The 19,317-nt window shown below is 42.1% G+C and carries 12 protein-coding genes and 5 tRNA genes; 14 read left to right on the plus strand and 3 right to left on the minus strand.

The genetic code is table 11. The annotated features are described in order from the left end of the window. The first annotated feature begins 27 nt into the window (after positions 1-27). The 9 genes from recJ to C7Y70_RS01805 all read left to right on the plus strand — a co-directional run bounded on the left by recJ (position 28) and on the right by C7Y70_RS01805 (position 5,794). Complete coding sequence (recJ, locus tag C7Y70_RS01765; protein ID WP_135473159.1) at positions 28-1,749, plus strand: single-stranded-DNA-specific exonuclease RecJ; 1,722 nt, start codon at positions 28-30, stop codon at positions 1,747-1,749. A gap of 131 nt (positions 1,750-1,880) precedes the next feature. Beyond that, a protein-coding gene (gene prfB, locus C7Y70_RS01770) for a peptide chain release factor 2 (protein WP_135473160.1) occupies positions 1,881-2,979 on the plus strand; the annotation gives its coding sequence in 2 pieces (ribosomal slippage) (positions 1,881-1,955 and positions 1,957-2,979; 1,098 coding nt in all). Positions 2,980-3,005: 26 nt separating this feature from the next. Then, complete coding sequence (lysS, locus tag C7Y70_RS01775) at positions 3,006-4,541, plus strand: lysine--tRNA ligase (RefSeq protein WP_058560114.1); 1,536 nt, start codon at positions 3,006-3,008, stop codon at positions 4,539-4,541. A 296-nt stretch (positions 4,542-4,837) separates the two neighbouring features. Next, positions 4,838-5,026 (plus strand): hypothetical protein, encoded by a 189-nt coding sequence (locus C7Y70_RS01780; protein WP_135473161.1) that lies wholly within the window; start codon positions 4,838-4,840, stop codon positions 5,024-5,026. Positions 5,027-5,155: 129 nt separating this feature from the next. After that, positions 5,156-5,248 (plus strand) — tRNA-Ser (locus tag C7Y70_RS01785). 37 nt (positions 5,249-5,285) lie between these two features. Continuing rightward, a tRNA-Arg gene (locus C7Y70_RS01790) sits at positions 5,286-5,362 on the plus strand. A gap of 24 nt (positions 5,363-5,386) precedes the next feature. Further along, a tRNA-Arg gene (locus tag C7Y70_RS01795) sits at positions 5,387-5,463 on the plus strand. Positions 5,464-5,530: 67 nt separating this feature from the next. Further along, positions 5,531-5,607, plus strand: a tRNA-Arg gene (locus C7Y70_RS01800). Between the two features lie 110 nt (positions 5,608-5,717). Further along, positions 5,718-5,794: transfer RNA gene (locus C7Y70_RS01805), tRNA-Arg, on the plus strand. An 846-nt stretch (positions 5,795-6,640) separates the two neighbouring features. Here the strand turns inward: C7Y70_RS01805 and C7Y70_RS01810 are convergent. After that, positions 6,641-8,656, minus strand: coding sequence for a TonB-dependent receptor (locus C7Y70_RS01810; protein ID WP_135473162.1), 2,016 nt, complete (start codon positions 8,654-8,656; stop codon positions 6,641-6,643). Between the two features lie 184 nt (positions 8,657-8,840). On the opposite strand from C7Y70_RS01810, the gene C7Y70_RS01815 reads away from it, so the two are divergent. Then, entirely contained in the window at positions 8,841-10,016 is a 1,176-nt protein-coding gene (locus C7Y70_RS01815) for a DUF1343 domain-containing protein (RefSeq protein WP_135473163.1), read from the plus strand. Between the two features lie 44 nt (positions 10,017-10,060). Here the strand turns inward: C7Y70_RS01815 and C7Y70_RS01820 are convergent, their stop codons facing one another. Beyond that, entirely contained in the window at positions 10,061-10,849 is a 789-nt protein-coding gene (locus C7Y70_RS01820; RefSeq protein ID WP_099297846.1) for an SIS domain-containing protein, read from the minus strand. Between the two features lie 422 nt (positions 10,850-11,271). Between C7Y70_RS01820 and pbp4b the strand changes: the two genes are divergently transcribed. The 3 genes from pbp4b (at position 11,272) to C7Y70_RS01835 (ending at position 16,525) form a co-directional block, all read left to right on the plus strand. Beyond that, entirely contained in the window at positions 11,272-13,716 is a 2,445-nt protein-coding gene (pbp4b, locus tag C7Y70_RS01825; protein ID WP_135473164.1) for a penicillin binding protein PBP4B, read from the plus strand. Between the two features lie 394 nt (positions 13,717-14,110). After that, positions 14,111-15,487 (plus strand): Na+/H+ antiporter NhaC family protein, encoded by a 1,377-nt coding sequence (locus tag C7Y70_RS01830; protein ID WP_135473165.1) that lies wholly within the window; start codon positions 14,111-14,113, stop codon positions 15,485-15,487. A gap of 219 nt (positions 15,488-15,706) precedes the next feature. Further along, a complete protein-coding gene (locus C7Y70_RS01835; protein WP_135473166.1) occupies positions 15,707-16,525 on the plus strand; it encodes a class I SAM-dependent methyltransferase in 819 nt (272 codons plus the stop codon). Positions 16,526-16,607: 82 nt separating this feature from the next. On the opposite strand, the gene C7Y70_RS01840 is transcribed toward C7Y70_RS01835, so the two are convergent. After that, positions 16,608-17,744, minus strand: coding sequence for a PQQ-dependent sugar dehydrogenase (locus tag C7Y70_RS01840; RefSeq protein ID WP_135473167.1), 1,137 nt, complete (start codon positions 17,742-17,744; stop codon positions 16,608-16,610). A gap of 205 nt (positions 17,745-17,949) precedes the next feature. Between C7Y70_RS01840 and C7Y70_RS01845 the strand changes: the two genes are divergently transcribed. Continuing rightward, positions 17,950-19,032 carry a hypothetical protein gene (locus tag C7Y70_RS01845; RefSeq protein ID WP_135473168.1) on the plus strand — a complete coding sequence of 361 codons (1,083 nt, stop codon included), beginning with the start codon at positions 17,950-17,952 and terminating at the stop codon, positions 19,030-19,032. Positions 19,033-19,317: the final 285 nt, after the last annotated feature.

A 19,317-nucleotide genomic window follows, 5' to 3' on the forward strand; every position in this document is an offset into this window, starting at 1 on the left:
TCCTAGCTTAAAAGTACCGCCAGCTGCATGAAAAAAATAATTCAAGCTCGACAAACTGTGGATGACTCACACCTTCCTAGTAATCTACACCCAGTTATTAAGCAAATTTACGCCACTCGCCAAGTAAGCCATGCCGATGAATTAAATAATAGCGCAGCCACATTGCATGACTTTAGGTTGTTTAAAGATATTGATAAAGCCACTGAGCTATTAATTTGGGCGCTGCAAACTCAAAGTAAAATTCTTATTGTGGGTGATTTTGATGCTGATGGTGCTACCAGTACTGCAACATTAATGCACGGCCTGACCATGTTTGGTTTTGCGCATTTAGATTATCTGATTCCAGATAGGTTTAGCTTAGGGTATGGGCTGAGCCCTGCGCTTGCTGAGCAAATAGTCACCATAGCGCCCGATTTAGTAATCACTGTTGATAATGGGATATCTTGCATTGCAGGTATTGAGATTGTTAAAGCAGCAGGTATTAAAGTCCTGGTTACTGACCACCACTTGCAAGGTGAGCAATTACCCAATGCCGATGCCATCGTTAACCCAAACCGTCACGACTGTGAGTTCCCATCAAAATCAATTGCAGGTGTGGGGGTTGCGTTTTATTTATTAATCGCACTGAGAAGTGCTTTGCGCGATTCAGGGCATTTTACTGCGCAGCAGCCCCCTAATTTAGCAGCGTTACTTGATATTGTTGCACTGGGCACGGTTGCTGATGTGGTCGCGCTGGATGCGAATAATCGCACTTTAGTGCACCAGGGTCTAGCGCGTATTCGTAGTGGTAATACGCGCCCTGGGATCACCGCATTAATAGAAGTTGCAAATCGCAATGCTGCACGCTTAAGTGCCAGTGATTTTGGTTTTTCATTAGCGCCACGCTTAAATGCTGCAGGGCGCTTAGACGACATGAGTTTAGGTATAGCGTGTTTGTTATCAGCGGATTTAAATCAAGCAAGGCGCATCGCTGGAGAGCTCGATAGCTTAAATCATGAGCGCCGTGAAATAGAGCAGGGTATGCAAACAGAGGCACAGGCGGTGCTTGACCGGCTTGCATTTAGTAGCGATACAGTGCCCGATGCAATTTGCTTGTATCAAGAAGATTGGCATCAAGGTGTGATTGGTATTTTAGCGGGGCGCTTAAAAGAAAAGTATCACAGGCCCACCGTTATATTCGCTGGTGGCGATAATGGCGAAATTAAGGGCTCATGCCGTTCGATTGAAGGGCTGCACATGCGCGATCTTCTCGAGCGTTTAAATACTGTGCATCCTCACTTAATAAGCAAATTTGGTGGCCATGCCATGGCTGCGGGGTTGAGCATCAATGAACAGCATTTCGGTGAATTTAAACAGGCATTTGAGCAAGCGGTAACAGCGCAATTAAGCGAAGAGCATAAACAGTGCATTATTCTGACCGACGGCGAATTACCCAGCGATTGTTTTAATATGGATTTTGCGCAGTTAATTAAACAAGCAGGGCCGTGGGGGCAGCAATTTCCAGAGCCAGTGTTTGAACACACCTTTGAAGTTGTTCAGCAGCGAATTGTTGGTGAAAAGCATTTAAAGCTGGTGCTTAAACATCAATCTGGCCGTTTGGTCGATGCGATTGCTTTTGGCGTTGACGTTAAAGCGTGGCCTGACACTGAAGTACATTTTGTTGATGTTGCTTATCAGCTCGATATAAATGAGTTTAGGGGTAAATTTAGTCTGCAATTAATTGTCCGTGAGCTGCAAAAGAGCCCTTAAAAAATATCGCACTAGGGTGTATAAAATACTAATAAAACGCGCGGTTTTTTGTTAAAATCGGGCGTTTTTATTATTTAAAGAAATTTATAGGGCAAATTGCCGTGTAAATCAGCCATTTTGGAGTAACGTAGATGTTTGAAGTGAATCCTGTGATTAATCAAATCAAGGAAATTCGCGAACGTACCGAGCTGCTTCGGGGGTACCTTTGACTACGCTCATAAACAAGAGCGCCTAGAAGAAGTTAACGCCGAACTTGAAGATTCAGCGGTATGGAATGAGCCTGAACGTGCGCAAGCACTTGGCCGTGAAAAATCAGCACTAGAGGCCGTTGTTGAAACAATTGATAATCTTGTTGCCGGTGCTGACGATGTTGAAGGTTTACTTGAACTTGCTATAGAAGCTGAAGACGAAGAGACTTTTAACGAGGCGCAAAGCGAGCTGGATGACTTAAACGAGCAGCTCGAAGGTTTAGAGTTCCGTCGTATGTTCTCAGGCCCCCACGATTCAAACGATGCTTACTTAGATTTACAATCTGGCTCAGGCGGCACCGAAGCACAAGACTGGTGTAACATGCTACTACGTATGTATTTACGCTGGGGCGAAGCGAAAGGCTTTAAAGTTGAGTTAGTTGAAGCCACTGACGGTGATGTTGCTGGTATTAAAGGCGCCACTGTACGCTTCGTTGGTGAATACGCTTATGGTTGGTTGCGCACAGAAACTGGCGTGCATCGTCTAGTACGTAAGAGCCCCTTTGATTCAAGTGGTCGTCGTCACACATCCTTTGCTTCAGCATTTGTATACCCAGAGATAGACGATAATATCGAAATTGATATTAACCCGTCTGATTTACGAATTGACGTATACCGTGCATCAGGCGCGGGTGGTCAGCACGTAAATACCACCGAATCTGCAGTACGTATTACCCACGTGCCAACGAATACGGTTGTACAGTGTCAAAACGAGCGCTCACAGCATAAAAATAAAGCGCAAGCGATGAAGCAGCTAAAGGCCAAATTATTTGAGCTTGAACTGCAACAACAAAATGCTGAAAAACAAAGCCAAGAAGACGCTAAATCTGATATCGGTTGGGGTAGTCAAATTCGTTCATACGTACTTGATGACGCCCGCATTAAAGATTTACGTACCGGTGTTGAAAACCGTAATACCCAATCGGTACTTGACGGTAACTTAGACAAATTTATTGAAGCCAGCCTAAAATCTGGTTTATAACCACCAAGCTAAAAAAGAGCTAAAAAATGACTGATCAAATCCAAGACGAAAATAAGTTAATCGCTGAGCGTCGTGGCAAGTTAGACGCTATTCGCGAAAATTGCCCAGCCAACGGTCATCCAAACCAATTCCGTCGTGAGCATTACACGGCAGATTTGCAGGCTGAGTTTGGTGATAAATCAAAAGAAGAGCTAATAGAGCTTCAGCATGTAGTGTCAATTGCTGGACGTATCCTTGCTAAGCGTGGTCCGTTCATGTCTATTCAAGATATGAAAGGCCGTGTACAAGCGTATGCATCTAAAGATGTACAAAAAGATTTAAAAGCAAAATACGGTCAACTTGATATTGGTGACATCATCGGTGTTAAAGGTGCACTTAATAAATCAGGAAAAGGCGATTTATACGTAGAAATGACAGAGTATGAATTACTTACTAAGTCATTACGCCCACTTCCTGAAAAATTCCATGGCTTATCGGATCAAGAAACGAAGTATCGCCAACGTTATGTTGATTTGATCACTAACGAAGCAACCCGTGAAACGTTCCGTATTCGTTCACAAGTGGTTGAAGGCATTCGTCGTTTCTTAGCTGACCGTGATTTCATGGAAGTAGAAACACCGATGTTACAAGTTATTCCTGGCGGCGCAACAGCGCGTCCATTCGTGACTCATCATAACGCCCTTGATATCGACATGTATTTACGTATAGCACCAGAGCTTTACTTAAAGCGCTTGGTAGTAGGTGGTTTTGACCGCGTATTTGAAATTAACCGTAACTTCCGTAACGAAGGGTTATCAACACGTCACAACCCAGAATTCACTATGATTGAGTTCTATCAAGCGTACGCTGATTACATTGATTTAATGAACATCACCGAAGATATGCTTCGTACAGTGGCAACAAACGTACTTGGCAGCCCAATTGTTGTTAATACAACGAAAGATGAAAACGGTGAAGTGATTGACTCAGTAGAGTACGACTTTGGTCAACCGTTTACTCGTTTAAGCATGGCAGATGCTATCTTAAAGTATAACCCTGAGTTTGATGCTGCGGTATTTAACGACCCAGAAAACCACTTTGAAGAATTAAAAGCGTACGCTAAACAAGTACACGTTAAAATTCCTGAAAACTGCGTTTGGGGCCCTGGTAAATTCCTGTGTGAGATATTTGAAGAAACGGCTGAGCACATGCTTATCCAACCTACATTTATCACAGGTTACCCATGGGAAGTATCTCCTCTTGCACGTCGTAACGATGAAAACCCATTTGTTACTGACCGTTTTGAGTTCTTTGTTGGCGGCCGTGAGCTTGCAAATGGTTTCTCAGAACTTAACGATGCGCAAGACCAAGCAGAGCGTTTCACGCGTCAAGTTGAAGAGAAAGACGCCGGTGATGATGAAGCAATGCATTACGACGAAGATTACATTCGCGCACTTGAGTATGGCTTACCGCCAACGGCAGGTGAGGGGATTGGTATTGACCGTTTAGTTATGCTGTTTACCGATTCATCAACAATCAAAGATGTTATCTTGTTCCCGCACATGCGCCCGCAAGCTGACTAATACTACTTTTATTAAATAGTAGAAAAGCGCCGCTTAAATGCGGCGTTTTTGTGTGCGATATATCTGTAAGGCAGGTGCGCTATTTCGGGATGTTAAGCTGAGGGGAGTCAAAAATTACCTATTCATTACTGTAATTAACTGATTTTTATTAAGTTAGAGAATCAGTTAGATATAATTTAATAAAAAAATGCAAAGTAATAATTTTAGGCTAAACTGTTCAGTGTAAATACAGCGTAAAGTATGTACTTTGATTTAAAAGTTAACCCTAAAGTGTTTTTACATAAATGGATTTAGATATGGATGATAAAAAACAGCCAAAGTTAAACTCTTTGGATAGCTTCACAAATGAGCAGCAAAGACAAAATTACTATCGTGCGTGTATCGCCGAGTTCCAACAATTAGGTTATCAAGATCAATACTTAGAGCAGCTAGGTGATGAGCTTGTTCCTTTGATGGGTGTTGATACTAGTATAAAAAAATCCTAAACAGCTTAATCATCAAGCTTAAAGCGTTCTTTTTTTATACTAATGAGTGTTCTCTGACCGAACAGCCACTTTTAACAAGAAAAGTGTTTGACATATTTTCTGAAATCTTTATTATACGCCCCACAAGACGGAGAGGTGGCCGAGTGGCCGAAGGCGCTCCCCTGCTAAGGGAGTATAGGGTTTGTAGCTCTATCGAGGGTTCGAATCCCTCCTTCTCCGCCATTTATTTTTATAAATGGTATCTTGTAATGTAAAGAATGGGCGCATAGCTCAGCTGGATAGAGTACCTGGCTACGAACCAGGCGGTCGGAGGTTCGAATCCTCCTGCGCCCACCATCCTTTACTAAAAAATCAAAAAGTGGGCGCATAGCTCAGCTGGATAGAGTACCTGGCTACGAACCAGGCGGTCGGAGGTTCGAATCCTCCTGCGCCCACCACTTTTGAATACAATTAGTTTAGCAACTGATTAAAGTCAGATAAGACCTTAAAATCAAAATAGATTGTGGGCGCATAGCTCAGCTGGATAGAGTACCTGGCTACGAACCAGGCGGTCGGAGGTTCGAATCCTCCTGCGCCCACCACTTTCTATAAATTCACCTTTATAGAAAAAGTAACCGACAAGTGTCGGTTTTTTTATGCTTCAAAGCAGGTGTAAAAGTCAGATAAGACCTTAAAATCAAAAATAGAATGTGGGCGCATAGCTCAGCTGGATAGAGTACCTGGCTACGAACCAGGCGGTCGGAGGTTCGAATCCTCCTGCGCCCACCACTTTCTATACATTTACAGAACGATGTAAGAAAGCTGCAACCGACGAAAGTCGGTTTTTTTATGTCTGAAATAAAGTGAAATTAAAAAAAGTAGTAGGCTACGAACCAGACTATCAGAGGTTCACTCTTACAAGCTACGTCCTGCGCCCACCACTTTCTATTACTATTAAAGTTAATAGAAAAGCAACCGACGAAAGTCGGTTTTTTTATGTCTAAAATAAAGTGAAATTGAAAAGAGTAGTAGGCTGCGAACCAGACTATCAGAGGTTCACTCTTACAAGCTACGTCCTGCGCCCACCACTTTCTATTACTATTAAAGTTAATAGAAAAGCAACCGACGAAAGTCGGTTTTTTTATGTCTGAAATAAAGTGAAATTGAAAAGAGTAGTAGGCTACGAACCAGACTATCAGAGGTTCACTCTTACAAGATACGTCCTGCGCCCACCACTTTCTATACATTTACAGAACGATGTAAGAAAGCTGCAACCGACGAAAGTCGGTTTTTTTATGTCTGAAATAAAGTGAAATTAAAAAAAGTAGTAGGCTACGAACCAGACTATCAGAGGTTCACTCTTACAAGCTACGTCCTGCGCCCACCACTTCCTATTACTATTAAAGTTAATAGAAAAGCAACCGACGAAAGTCGGTTTTTTTATGTCTGAAATAAAGTGAAATTAAAAAGAGTAGTAGGCTGCGAACCAGACTATCAGAGGTTTACTCTTACAAGCTACGTCCTGCGCCCACCACTTTTTCTATCACTTAGTTGTTATGGCTTATATTTGGTGAAGTTAAAACAGCTGATAATGCTCTATGGCTCAATTGATTTGAGCCATATTAAGATTATCAATTAAAACAATAAACTCACATTAAGGCGTATGGTACGTGGTTCAATAGGGTGGAAGTGGTTATCTTCAACACCTTCGTTTGGCTCACCAGCTAATCGAGAGGCATAGTAGTAATCAATGTCATGATCAGTGCTGTCAAACATGTTTAATAGCTCCAAGCCAACCTTCCAATGAGTTTGTTGATAGCTAACCAACCCGTTTACGACTGTAAGCGGTTCAGAGCGCTTACTACCATCATCATTAAGTGTGCGTTTACCAATATGACGAATACGAACTGAACTCTGCCATTGCTCATTTAAGTGCCAGTTAATACCTGCGCTTGCTACCACGGGCACTGCACCTTCAACGCGATCGTTGTCACCACTAATATCTAGTCTTGAATGTGTAAATGACGCTTCTGCATCAAGGCTAACAGCTTCGTCTAACCAATAATAAGCACTTACCTCAAGGCCATAACGATTAGATGCATCACTGGCCTCTGTATTACCTGCATCGCCGACAAATAATAGCTCGGAGTCTAATTGCAGCCACCACATAGCAGCCGAAATATTAAAACGTTTTTCATCAAAGTACCGAACACCCAGCTCACCACCTTCGCTCTGTACAAGAAGATCAACTTTATCGGTTGGTGCTAAGCTAACTGGATCTAGAGTGATAGTTGCGCCGCGAGCATCATTAGAGTGAAATGACTGCCCCCAATTTGCATAACCTGCCAACTTATCAGTAAACACATAGCTAAGGCTTGCTTTAAAGCTAACTAAGTCGTCGTTGGCATCACCTGAATTTAAGCGGTTATCGCCACTTACTTGGGCATCAAGGTAATCGTAACGAGCACCTAGAGTAGCCTCTAAGCGTTCAGTTAAGCTCAATACGCTTTGCCAATAGGCTGAGTAGCTTGTTTCACTTATATCATCTTCTCTCACTGTAGATAGATACTCCCTCGCTTGGGTATTGTATAAACCAACCTTATCAATATTGTCATTGCGAAGGTCTAAGCCAACAGTGTGAGTAACAGGTATTTGACTGATTTGTTGAGCAAATTGATAGCTAAGTGCAGCGCCAGAAATAGTACGGCTATCACGCTGTCTAAACTGATCGCCGTTGATTGGATCATTTAAAAAGTAAGAGAAATTTGAATACAAGCTTAGGTCGTAATCAATCACATAAGCGTTTGCTGAGAGGTTTTGACCTTGCCAGTTAGTTGATAGGCTATAGCGACTTGAGCTGCCTCCTAGAGTTTTATCGAGCGAACCAAGCTGTGAAATAATGCCTTGATCAACAGCTCGCTGCGGTATTTGATCTGCTGAGTTCCATTGGTTATCGTAAGCCATAGCCGTGATTGATAGGTCGCCACCTGCTAGGCTACCCGCATAACGCAGTAGTGCATTTTTCTTGTTTACATCTTCATCTATATCTTGCCAAGGGCCATCATAACCTTGCCACTCAACAGCACCAATAAGCTTTCCTTGCCCCACATTAGTGTGGCCCAATGCTACGCCTCTAAGGTAGCTGTCTTCACCAAGGGTAAAATCAAGCTGCTGATGTTTAGGGTTATCGGCTAAATTAAAATAGGCGCTACCAGCGGCAGAAAAATCGCCTTGCGATGCATCGTAACTGCCTTTTTTATAGCTTACTGTTGCGATTGTTTCAGGGATAATAAAGTTTAAGTCAGTGTAACCTTGGCCGTGCCCGTGGCTGCGCATGTTAATTGGCATGCCATCAATGTTAGTGGCAAAGTCAGTGCCGTGATCAAGGTTAAAGCCGCGAATAAAATATTGATTCGCTTTGCCAGAACCACTGTGCTGGGTAACAGCCATACCTGGGATAAGTTCCAGCATTTCAGTACTGCGCAGCATGGGTCTGTCTTCAATTTCGCCTTGACCGATAATGCCGCTTGATGCGCTTATCGACTCGCCAATAAGCCCTGTACGATGACCATAAACAGTTATTTTTTCAATATTTGCCAACGCTTGCTCGTGGCAAAAAATGTAGCTAGTCAATAAAAGCAGTTTTTTCATTTTATCAATCCTTATGTAATTATACTCAAGTAACGATTGGTCAAGCGGTTTGGATGCAATAAAATTTAATAAACTCAAGTTTGAATTAACCTCCTGTGCTTTTGGGCAGAAAAACCAAATCCTAAGCAGCTCTTTAAACTAGGCTGTGTTATTTTAAACACCTTGTTTAAAAGGAGCTTGCTGTATGTTTCCAATAAGATTTTTTATGGTACTTTTTATACTCAGTACCGTGACTACGGTTACCGCTCAGGCTAATGACGCCAAAAATGCTATTTCAGTTGGTGCGCAGCAGTTTGCTTTGTACTTACCGCAATTAAAAGATAAACAAGTTGGGTTGGTGGTTAACCAAACTTCTGTGGTGGGGCGCACGCATTTAGTCGATAGCTTATTAGCTAAAAATGTAAGCATAACTAAAATCTTTGCACCTGAGCATGGTTTTCGTGGTGACTATGACGCCGGAGCACATGTTAAAAATACCGTTGATAGTAAAACAGGTATTCCACTCATTTCTATTTACGGTAAAAACAAAAAGCCAAGCGCAGCCCAATTAAGCGGCCTTGATGTAATTATTTTTGATATTCAAGATGTTGGTGTGCGGTTTTATACTTATATCAGCTCTATGCATTACATGATGGAGGCAGCAGCTGAGCAAGGCATAGAGTTTATTGTGCTTGATAGACCTAACCCAAATATTAGCCATATTGATGGGCCAATTTTAAAGCCACAGTTTAAATCGTTTGTGGGCATGCACCCAATTCCTGTATTACACGGTATGACGGTAGGTGAGCTTGCTAAAATGATAAAAGGCGAGAAGTGGATTAATAATGCCGCTGATCTAAAGTTAAGCGTCGTTCCAGTCGGTCATTACACGCGCACCAGCCGTTATAGTTTACCAATTAAACCGAGTCCTAATTTACCTAATGATCAGGCTATTGGGCTTTATCCTTCGTTGTGTTTTTTTGAGGCAACGCCCATTTCAATTGGTCGAGGTACCGATTTCCCGTTTCAAGTGATTGGCTTTTCGCCTCTACCATTGGGTGAATTTAACTTCACTCCTCGTGCAATCAAGGGAGCAGCAATGAATCCTAAGTTTAAAGGCATTGAGGTATCTGGGTTAGATTTACGCCAAAGTGATATTAAGGGGCTGGAGTTAGCGCTTTTTATTTCGGCATACAAGCAATTAAAAGCTAACGATATAACTTTTTTTGAACGAAAAGACTTTATGGATAAGCTTGCAGGCACAGATCAGTTACGCTTGGCTATTGAAGCAGGGCATTCAGTGGAGCATATTAAGCAAAGTTGGCAGCCAGAGCTTAGCCGCTTTAAGTTAAAGCGTGCGCCTTATTTATTATATCGATAGGCCAGTTAATCGGCCTCAATAAAAGTACTGAGGCCGCAGAATGCTTAACGAATTGACTGGGTGAGTGACATAAATAACATATCAATCACAAAATCTTGTGCTGTACGCGTCAATATAGACTGAAGCCGAGCCGACTTCTCATCTGCAATAGTATACAGTTGCACATGAGCTGAGTTTGCAACGGGGTTACTGCCATACTTAGTTAATGATATTACATTGCAGTTGTTTTGCTTTGCGTGCTTGATGACATTTACAATATTTGGTGTGCAGCCAGATTCAGTGATCGCAATAATTAAATCATTGTTATCAAATGTTTTTACATAAGGAAGTAGCACTGCATGGTTTAATTCTGCTATTGCAGGTATGCCAAGCTGTTGCAGTTTGTGTGAAAAGCCTTTTGCAATCAGCCCTGAATCATCTTCACCACATATTAAAATGCGTTTGGACCCTTTAATTAACGCCACCGCGCGTTCAAATGCCGCTGTTTCATTAAGGTCTTTAGTTTCGTTCAGTACAGCATGTTGGTTGCTGATCAGTTTTTCACTTAATTGTTCAATGGTATCACTACGCGTGATTTTGCCCTGAGGTTTAGGCTCAAACGGTTCTCCATTTAATGCATCAATAACGGCTAGTTTAAATGCTGGAAAGCCTTTATAACCGAGCTTTTGCGAAAACTTTACAACACTAGATTGACTTACACCCACTGCAATTGCGAGTTCGTTAGAGGAAAGGTTTCTAATTTCATTTGCCGAATTTAATGTGAAGTCTGCAAGCTTTGCTTCACTGCTCGAAAGAGACTGACGTAACGCTTTGATTTTAATAAAAGTGGACATACTACTCACTTATTAAGGTATTTGTCGTATTTATAGCATTAAATAGAATAATTTTGTACCTGTTTTGTGTTCAGGTGTTACCACCTGTAAATTGAGAGCACCGACTAGTAAATAAAATTTTTCAGTTGTATTTTGCAAGGGGACTGTTTCTATTCTCAATGATTTTTATTTTACCTCATAAATATTATGGAGTTACTGCTATTTTTTATTTAATTTAATGGTTCGCATAAATAAAAAACTCTAACCTCCTCCCACTTTGTACTGTTTGAAACGTTATAAACTATTGCGCTTAACGCTGAATTAACTCTAGAGGTCATAAAAATAGAAAACCACCTAAATTGGCGTTATGCTTAATGGGTTGTATATAAATAAATTTGCCACATAAATTGGATGATAATTCGCTGTTTTATAATGAGAAGGCTATGACGTTTGTATCTTGGTTTAAGAACATCAGTTTATTTATCATCGTATTTTTTTTGATGAGCTGCGCCTCTTCACTTTATGAATATTCACAATCTGAAAATTACAGTCACCGTGTTAAGTTTTTAGTGATGCATTACACCGGAACAGATTTTAACTCATCACTGACTCGGTTAACGCAAAAAGGCGAGGAAAGTGCACATTACTTATTACCCGCCCAAAATGATGCAACTTACCTCAACGACAAACTTAAAATAATTCAGTTAGTTGATGAGCAACACAGAGCTTTGCATGCTGGCCCGAGTTTTTGGCAAGGGCGAAATGAACTCAACGATCATGCCATTGGTATTGAAATTGTTAACATACCAACATGTCATGCCCCAGAGTTAAATACAGCCCTTCAGCAGCATACTAGTGCCTCCAAGCTATGTATTTATCCTGATTATGATGCAGAACAAATTGCCTTATTAATTAAACTCAGTAAATCAATTTTAGAACGTAACCCTGATATAGGGCCTACACAAGTTGTTGGTCATGCTGATATTGCACCGAGCCGCGAAAATGACCCAGGCCCGCGTTTTCCATGGTATCAATTATACCAAGCAGGTATTGGCGCTTGGTATGACAATGAAACCGTTGAAAAATATTGGCAGCATTTTAGTGTGGCTAAGCCTTCAATTGTTTTAATGCAAAAAGCGCTTCGCGATTATGGTTATGACGTACAGCCAAGTAATCAATTAGATTCACAAACGCTCGATACCTTAAACGCGTTTCAAATGCATTTTTTACCCTGGCATGTCAGTGGTGATGCAGATGCACGCACTGCATCAGTGCTATTTGCTTTGCTCGAAAAGTACTTTCCTGAAAAAGTAGCGCAATTAATGCGGCAATATCACCAATCGCAAAAACGAGGCACTAAGCCAATAAAGCCTTTAGCGGACGCGCAGGTTACTGCCAGAGTTCCCGCTTTGAACCCAAGCAGCAGAGCATTGGTGAATGATCGAGGTACATTTAAAGCGTACCGAGGTCGAGGGGAATTAATTATTGAAAATGATAATGCAACCAGTGCAGATATTTTTATTAACGGTGAAAAAATCAATATTGCTAATCCACTTAATCATCAGCAGCTTTATCAATACAGTTTAGCTAAGCGTACGCATAATGGTATGAATACCTTTAAAGTTGAAAACGTTATGCCAGAGGGTGCGGGTTTAACGTTGCGTTTCCCTTATCCAACTTTGAGCGATAGGCAAAGCACACACATTAACTTTGATGCTGTTGATGAGCTAATCAATGACGAGATAAACAATGGCTTTCCAGGTGCTGTATTAGCGGTGATAAAAAATGGCAACATCATCAAGTTGAGCCAATATGGTGATGCTAAAAAGTACCACAGTGATGGCACTCTGCTAGCTCGTCCGCAAAAAATGCAAGCCGATACGCTATTTGATATTGCCTCTAATTCAAAAATGTTTGCTACTAATTTTGCACTAATGCGGCTGGCAAGTGAAGGCAAGTTAGATGTTGAAAAACCGCTTATTAATTACTTACCAGAGTTTAGAGGAAATGGGCGAGAACAGCGGACTGTTAAAGACTTGTTGACTCATCGAGCAGGCTTTCCTGCTGTGGTTGATTTTCATCGCAAAGATAATAAGTTAGGTGAGCAATTTTTTTCACAAAATAGCACGCGTACTAAAAATTTATTGCTAACCGGTGTGCCGTTTATTGCTGGGCGCAACGTGAGTCATATCTACTCTGATATTGATTATATGCTGTTGGGTATACTCGTTGAGCGTTTGTCGGGGCAATCATTAGATAGCTACGTTGAAGGTCATATTTATCAACCCTTGGGGTTAATGAATACTGTGTTTAACCCATTGCAAAAAGGGTTCATTAAACAGCAAATTGCTGCCACTGAGCTTCAAGGTAATACCCGAGGTGGCCGTATTGAGTTTGATAATGTGCGCACGGATGTTCTCCAAGGCCAAGTACATGATGAAAAAGCTTATTATTCTTTTGATGGAGTAGCAGGGCATGCAGGGCTGTTCAGTACAGCACGTGATTTAAGTGTACTTACACAGGTGCTATTAAATGGCGGTGGTTACGCTAATAAGCAACTATTTAACGCCCAAGTGCTTGAGCAGTTTATTGCGCCGCAACCGACCAACCAAACCTACGGTCTTGGTTGGCGCCGGGCAGGCCATCAAGCGCGTAAATGGCACTTTGGCCCGTATGCAAGCCCGCAAGCTTATGGACATACAGGATGGACAGGCACAGTTACAGTGATAGACCCAACTTATGATTTAGCGATTATTTTACTCACTAATGCTCGACACACACCTGTTGAAGGCGGTGATATCCATTATGAATTTGCCGGGAAAAAGTTTGAAACCGGTAAATATGGTTCAGTGATCTCGCTTATCTATGAAGCGATATTAAATCATTAGTCGAATTAAGTTGAGTTTATTACACAACCGATTAAGCTACTTGGGTCTGTTAGTCTTTCAAGATTGAAATTTGTTCAATTTGGAGATGCTAAAGCGCGGCGCTAGATTTTTAAGCTACTGGACTAGGTAAAAATTGGGCTACAAAGAGCTAATCGCCCTTAGGCCTAATAATCCTTCGGTCAGCGCAAGTTTGGCGTTGATGCTGCGTTATTGTCTATTTATGTGGTACAACCACACTGCATACACTCTGTCTTGTCTAATAACTAAACATGCAGCTGCAAATTTAATCTCAAAGATAAACAGGCCCTAGGTTTGTTCTACCCTTCATCATATAATTGAAGGCACATAACTATAAGAGTGGGCACGACTCACTAATTATTAAGGTTAACGTTTTATGCATTGGTATTCTATTTTACCGCCGCTGATCGCGATTGCTATCGTGTTTTGGCGAAAAGAAGTGATTATGGCATTGCTTGTTGCAGTGGCATCTTCAGAGTTCTTACTCGCTTTGCAAGGCGATGGGAATAGCGTATTTACGACATTTTTAAATACCATTGAGCGTATTATTTCGGTGGCAAGCTCGCCGGGTAACACCCGTATACTCATATTCAGTATTTTAATTGGGGCGTTACTTGCCTATATTCGCGAATCAGGCGGTGTTGCCGCCACAGTAAACATGTTGATGAATAAAGGCATCGCCAAAAACAAACGCCAAGTGGGCTTTTTAACCATGTTTACTGGTGTGGCGGTGTTTATAGAATCAAACTTAAGCGTGCTTACCTCGGGTATTGTGTCACGTGGGTTGTTTGATAAATTTAAAATGAGCCGCGCGCGTTTGGCCTACATTATTGATAGTACCAGTGCGCCAGTGTGTATTTTGATATTGCTTAATGGCTGGGGCGCGTTTGTGCTTGGCTTATTAGGCAACTACGAACTGGGTGAGTCGGCTGTAGCTGTGCTGTGGGGCAGTGTTGGTTTTAACTTTTATGCCATAATTACCTTGGTTATCGTATTTTATACCATTGCGTTTGACAAAGTTCACGGCCCAATGAAACAGGCTGAGGAAAAGCTAGAGTTACAAAAAAACGAGCTTAAAGAAGACGTTAAAGGCTCTAAAGCGCGCTTTATGTTGGTGCCTTTACTCACGCTGATTGTTAGCATGGTTGGCTTTATGTTGTATACGGGTAATGGGGTACTGGCAGAGGGCAGCGGCTCTAAATCGGTATTGTATGCCACGGTACTGGCTATTGTTGTAGCTTATTGCTTAATGATTAGCTCACGCCAATTTACGCACCATCAATTAGTCGATACCGGCTTTAAAGGTATGGGTGAACTGCTGCCATTGGTGAGCATTGTTTTGCTGTCGTTAACATTGGGTGCCAGCTTAAAAGAGCTCGGTACAGGTGTATTTGTGGCATCACTTGTTGGTGATTACTTGCCTATCTACTTAATTGTGCCGGTGCTGTTTTTAACCGGTGCTGTGATGTCGTTTACCACAGGCACATCATGGGGCACGTTTGCGATTTTGATTCCTATCGGCGTACCGCTTATTCAAGCGCTTGGTTTACCGCCATCGCTAGTGGTGGGCGCTATTTTAGGTGGCGGCATTTTTGGTGATCACTGCTCGCCAATATCCGACACCAGTGCGGTATCAGCGCTGGCATCCGGGTGTGATTTACTCACTCACGTTAAAACCCAAATGCCGTATGCACTATTCGCTGGTGGCTTGACGTTTGTGGCTTACCTGATTACCAGTATTATTGTGTTGTAGGTTGGGTAGAGCGTAGCGAAACCCAATACGGTAACAGATAAAAGCCTGCATTGATGCAGGCTTTTTTGTAGTGTGCGACCAGCTAAGTGGTTAAATAGCCGTTTATTGATGGCTTGCTCCTTGTTAATAAATCAATAATTTTTTTATCGCAAACAGTGAGCCTTAATCGGATTGTGAGTGTATAACCGTATTAAATCTAATTAGCTCAAGGAAATAAGAATGAAAAAAACAAACCTCATGTTGCCTCTGGCTATTCTTGTAAGCGCAGCGGTGCCATTAAGTGCATTTGCCGATGGTCATGGTAAACATCATGTCGATCATTCGCACCGTAGTGACGCAAATCAACAGCGTGATGAATTTCGTAAACCCTATCAAACACTCGCATTCTTTGGTGTAAAACCATCAGACAAAGTCATCGAAATCATGCCAGGTGGCGGTTGGTACACGGAAATTTTAGCGCCAATGCTAAAAGAAAAAGGCGAGTTAGTCGCTGCCCATTACCCGATGAGTACACCTTCAGAATACCGCAAGCGTTCACGCGTGAAGTTTGAAGAAAAGCTCGCTGATAATAAAGGCGTGTATGGCAAGGTGACGATGGCAGATTTTGACCCTAAAGCAGCGGTTGATGCCAAAGCGATGAATGCTGACGTTGTATTAACGTTCCGAGGGTTGCACGGCCTGCAAAACGGTAATGATTTAGCAGCTTCATTCAGCCAGTTTAATCAAATGCTTAAAAAAGGGGGTACCTTGGGCGTGGTGCAACATCAAGCGCCAGAAGGGGTTGACGCTGTTGCAACGGCTAAAAAAGGGTATTTACCTAAATCACACGTAGTTGCTGTTGCAAAAGCGGCTGGGTTTGATTTAGACGCCGAAGCGTATTTTCATAATAATAGCTTAGACCGCATTATTGTAGATGGCGTTGAGCGTGGCGTATGGGCACTACCACCGTCATTAAATGTTGAATCAGATACAGATAAAGAAAAGTTTAAAAAAGTGGGTGAATCAAACCGCATGACGTTGCTATTTAAAAAGCGTTAATACATAAAGTAATTAAAAAAGCCGGGGCTTAAAACTAAGTCCCGGCTTTTTTTATATCAGCAAAATGATGCTGGTGGTTAAATTAGCTTTTTGGCACAATTTTGAATATACCCATGCCATCAATGCCTAGGTATAAATCACCATTTGGATGGGTTGAAATACTTCTTACTCGGCCTGCCCCTTCAAATAACTTACTGTGGCCCGTTATTTTACTGCCATCGAGTTCAAGCAGTACTAAGTGAGCAAACTTCATCGAGCCAATCACGATGCTGCCTTGCCATTGTGGGTATTTATCACTGCTAACAAACTCCATACCCGATGGCGCAATAGATGGCACCCAAATCCAATCAGGTTGTTGCATGCCTTCGCGAGATGTTTCATCAGTAATGGTGCTGCCGTTGTAATTAATGCCGTAGGTTATTTCAGGCCAGCCATAGTTTGCACCGGGTTTAATTACATTCACTTCATCGCCCCCACGTGGGCCATGTTCATGAGTCCATATTGCACCTGTTTCTGGGTGCATCGCCATGCCTTGTGGGTTACGGTGGCCGTATGAATAAATACTTTGGCGTGCATCTTTTTTATTATAAAACGGGTTTGATGTTGGAATAGAGCCATCTGCATTGATACGGTGAATTTTACCCGCATCATGGGCGAGGTTTTGCGGGTGTACATCGCGGTTACCACGATCGCCGATTGAAAAATAAAGGTACCCGTCTTTATCAAACTCGATGCGCGAACCATAATGGTAGGTTGTTTTGGTGTTTGGGCCGCCATCGAACAATAACTGCTGATCTATGAGCGCCATGTCTTTTAATCGGGCACGCATAATCGAGGTGTTATAGCCTTCCTCATCGCCTTCATAGCCGGAGTAAGATAAGTAAATCCAGCCATTGTCTTTAAAATTTGGGTCAAGCTCTATATCCAGTAAACCACCTTGTCGCTCAGCATGTACTTTTGGCACACCACTAATAGGCTGCTCGAGAAGTTTACCATTGCGGATCAATCTAAGCTCACCGGCACGGTCTGTCACTAAAAGGTCTTGTTCGTTAAGCCACACCATGCCCCATGGAATTTGAACTCCTTTGGCAACTAATTCAAGTTCATACTTATCTGCGCTTTTAGCAACTGGAATAGGCTGCTCAGGTTGCGCGCTGGCAAACATAGAGCCCAGCCCCAGCAGGCTCAAAACTACGCTGGTGCACAAAGACTTTTTCATATTAACTCCATCAATTAAATCGGCTGATACTACAATAGCGTGATACGCACGAAATTGTTACTAGGATTCAACAAAGTGCGATTAGCGGCAGAAAAATAAGATAGGAGGAAGTATAAAGCGACGCATGCTTTGCGCTGTATTAGGGGTGTATTGACGTTAGAAATAGAATATATTAACTGTGTTTACAATAGTATAGGGATTTACCGTGTCAGCTCAGAGCAATTTTCAAAATAATGTACTAGAAAAAATAACAAAACAAAATGCATTGGCAGCCGCACTCGGCGCTGTCTTTTGGTGTATACCAATTTTAGTGTTATGGATGTTTGTTTATGAGTTAAAACCAGCAGCAGCGACTGTCATGTTATGGCTCAGTGGCGCGTTAATAGGTTTAGCTGTTAGGTTTCATGGCCGTGGCTATGAACGGCTATTTTCTGTAATCGGTTTTGTGTCTCACGCGTGTATTGTTTTAATTGCCTGGGATGTGCAAATAGTGATTGGTGGCAATGTGCTGTCAGTTATTTTGATTGGCGTTTATGTACTCGGCGCTTGGAGCGCTGCCTACCTTTCACGTATCAACATCTCGATGCATGACTACAAAGCATTTAATGCGTTTTTTGCATGCCCTGATTACTTACAACAAAAAAAGTTAAAAAACAGGTGGTTTGTGGTTCTACCTCTGGTGCTAGTGCTGACTTTTGTGGTTGGTTATATTGTTGCCATTGCGGTGCTCATTTTTCAAGAAGGGCAGTACATAGAAAATGAAAAGAACCAGCAAGCACTGCATGCAGCCGATTTTCGCGATAAGCACATAGATACCAGTGATGAAGCGCTCGCTGCAATAAGCCAGCATAAAGCACTTACTTATGCTTTTGCTTACCACTCAGGTAGGCAGTTTGATGTTCAAGGGCGCTACTTAGGTAAATACCCACAAGATAGCTACCAAGCGCAATTAATTCTGCGTTATTTAGCAGAGCAAAAAAGTAACCCCCGCGCTCAATTTATACTAGGCAAAATACTCGATAGCAAAAAAGGCGACGCACTCATTAAGCAAGCACAACAGGGCGGCGATACTTTTGCAAGGCTTTACAGTATTTATGAATTTGGTTGTTTTATGGATGCTAAAAAAGGCAGGCAGTTACTCAACAGTTTTGCTAAAAATATTGAAGAGCAATCAGTAAAAATTGATATCCATGGCATGCTCAGTGATGACTTTAACAATCATTGCCAAGTATTAGACAACCCCGAATTTGATTATCGTTATATAAAAGATTACCAGTTTAAAAAGTAGATCGCCCCTTAGGGCGAAAAAGTGAATGTCACCACAGAGGGCACAGAGGCGCTTCGCGCTGCACCGAGGTTAAATAATGTTTGCAGGGCAAAGCTTTAGCATGAACGCTTTAACATCAATTTTAAGTGAGCCACCGTAGGCGCCAAGCTTGCTGGCGCGTGTGTTTGTAGGTTGGGTTGAGTGCAACGAAACTCAAAGGGTTTTAATTGTAGGTCGTCCTTTAGGGCGACAAAAGTGAATTTCACCACCGAGATGTATGGACACAGAGGCGCTTAGCCGCGAAGA

The organism is Pseudoalteromonas sp. KS88, assembly GCF_004766475.1.
Lineage (GTDB): Bacteria > Pseudomonadota > Gammaproteobacteria > Enterobacterales > Alteromonadaceae > Pseudoalteromonas.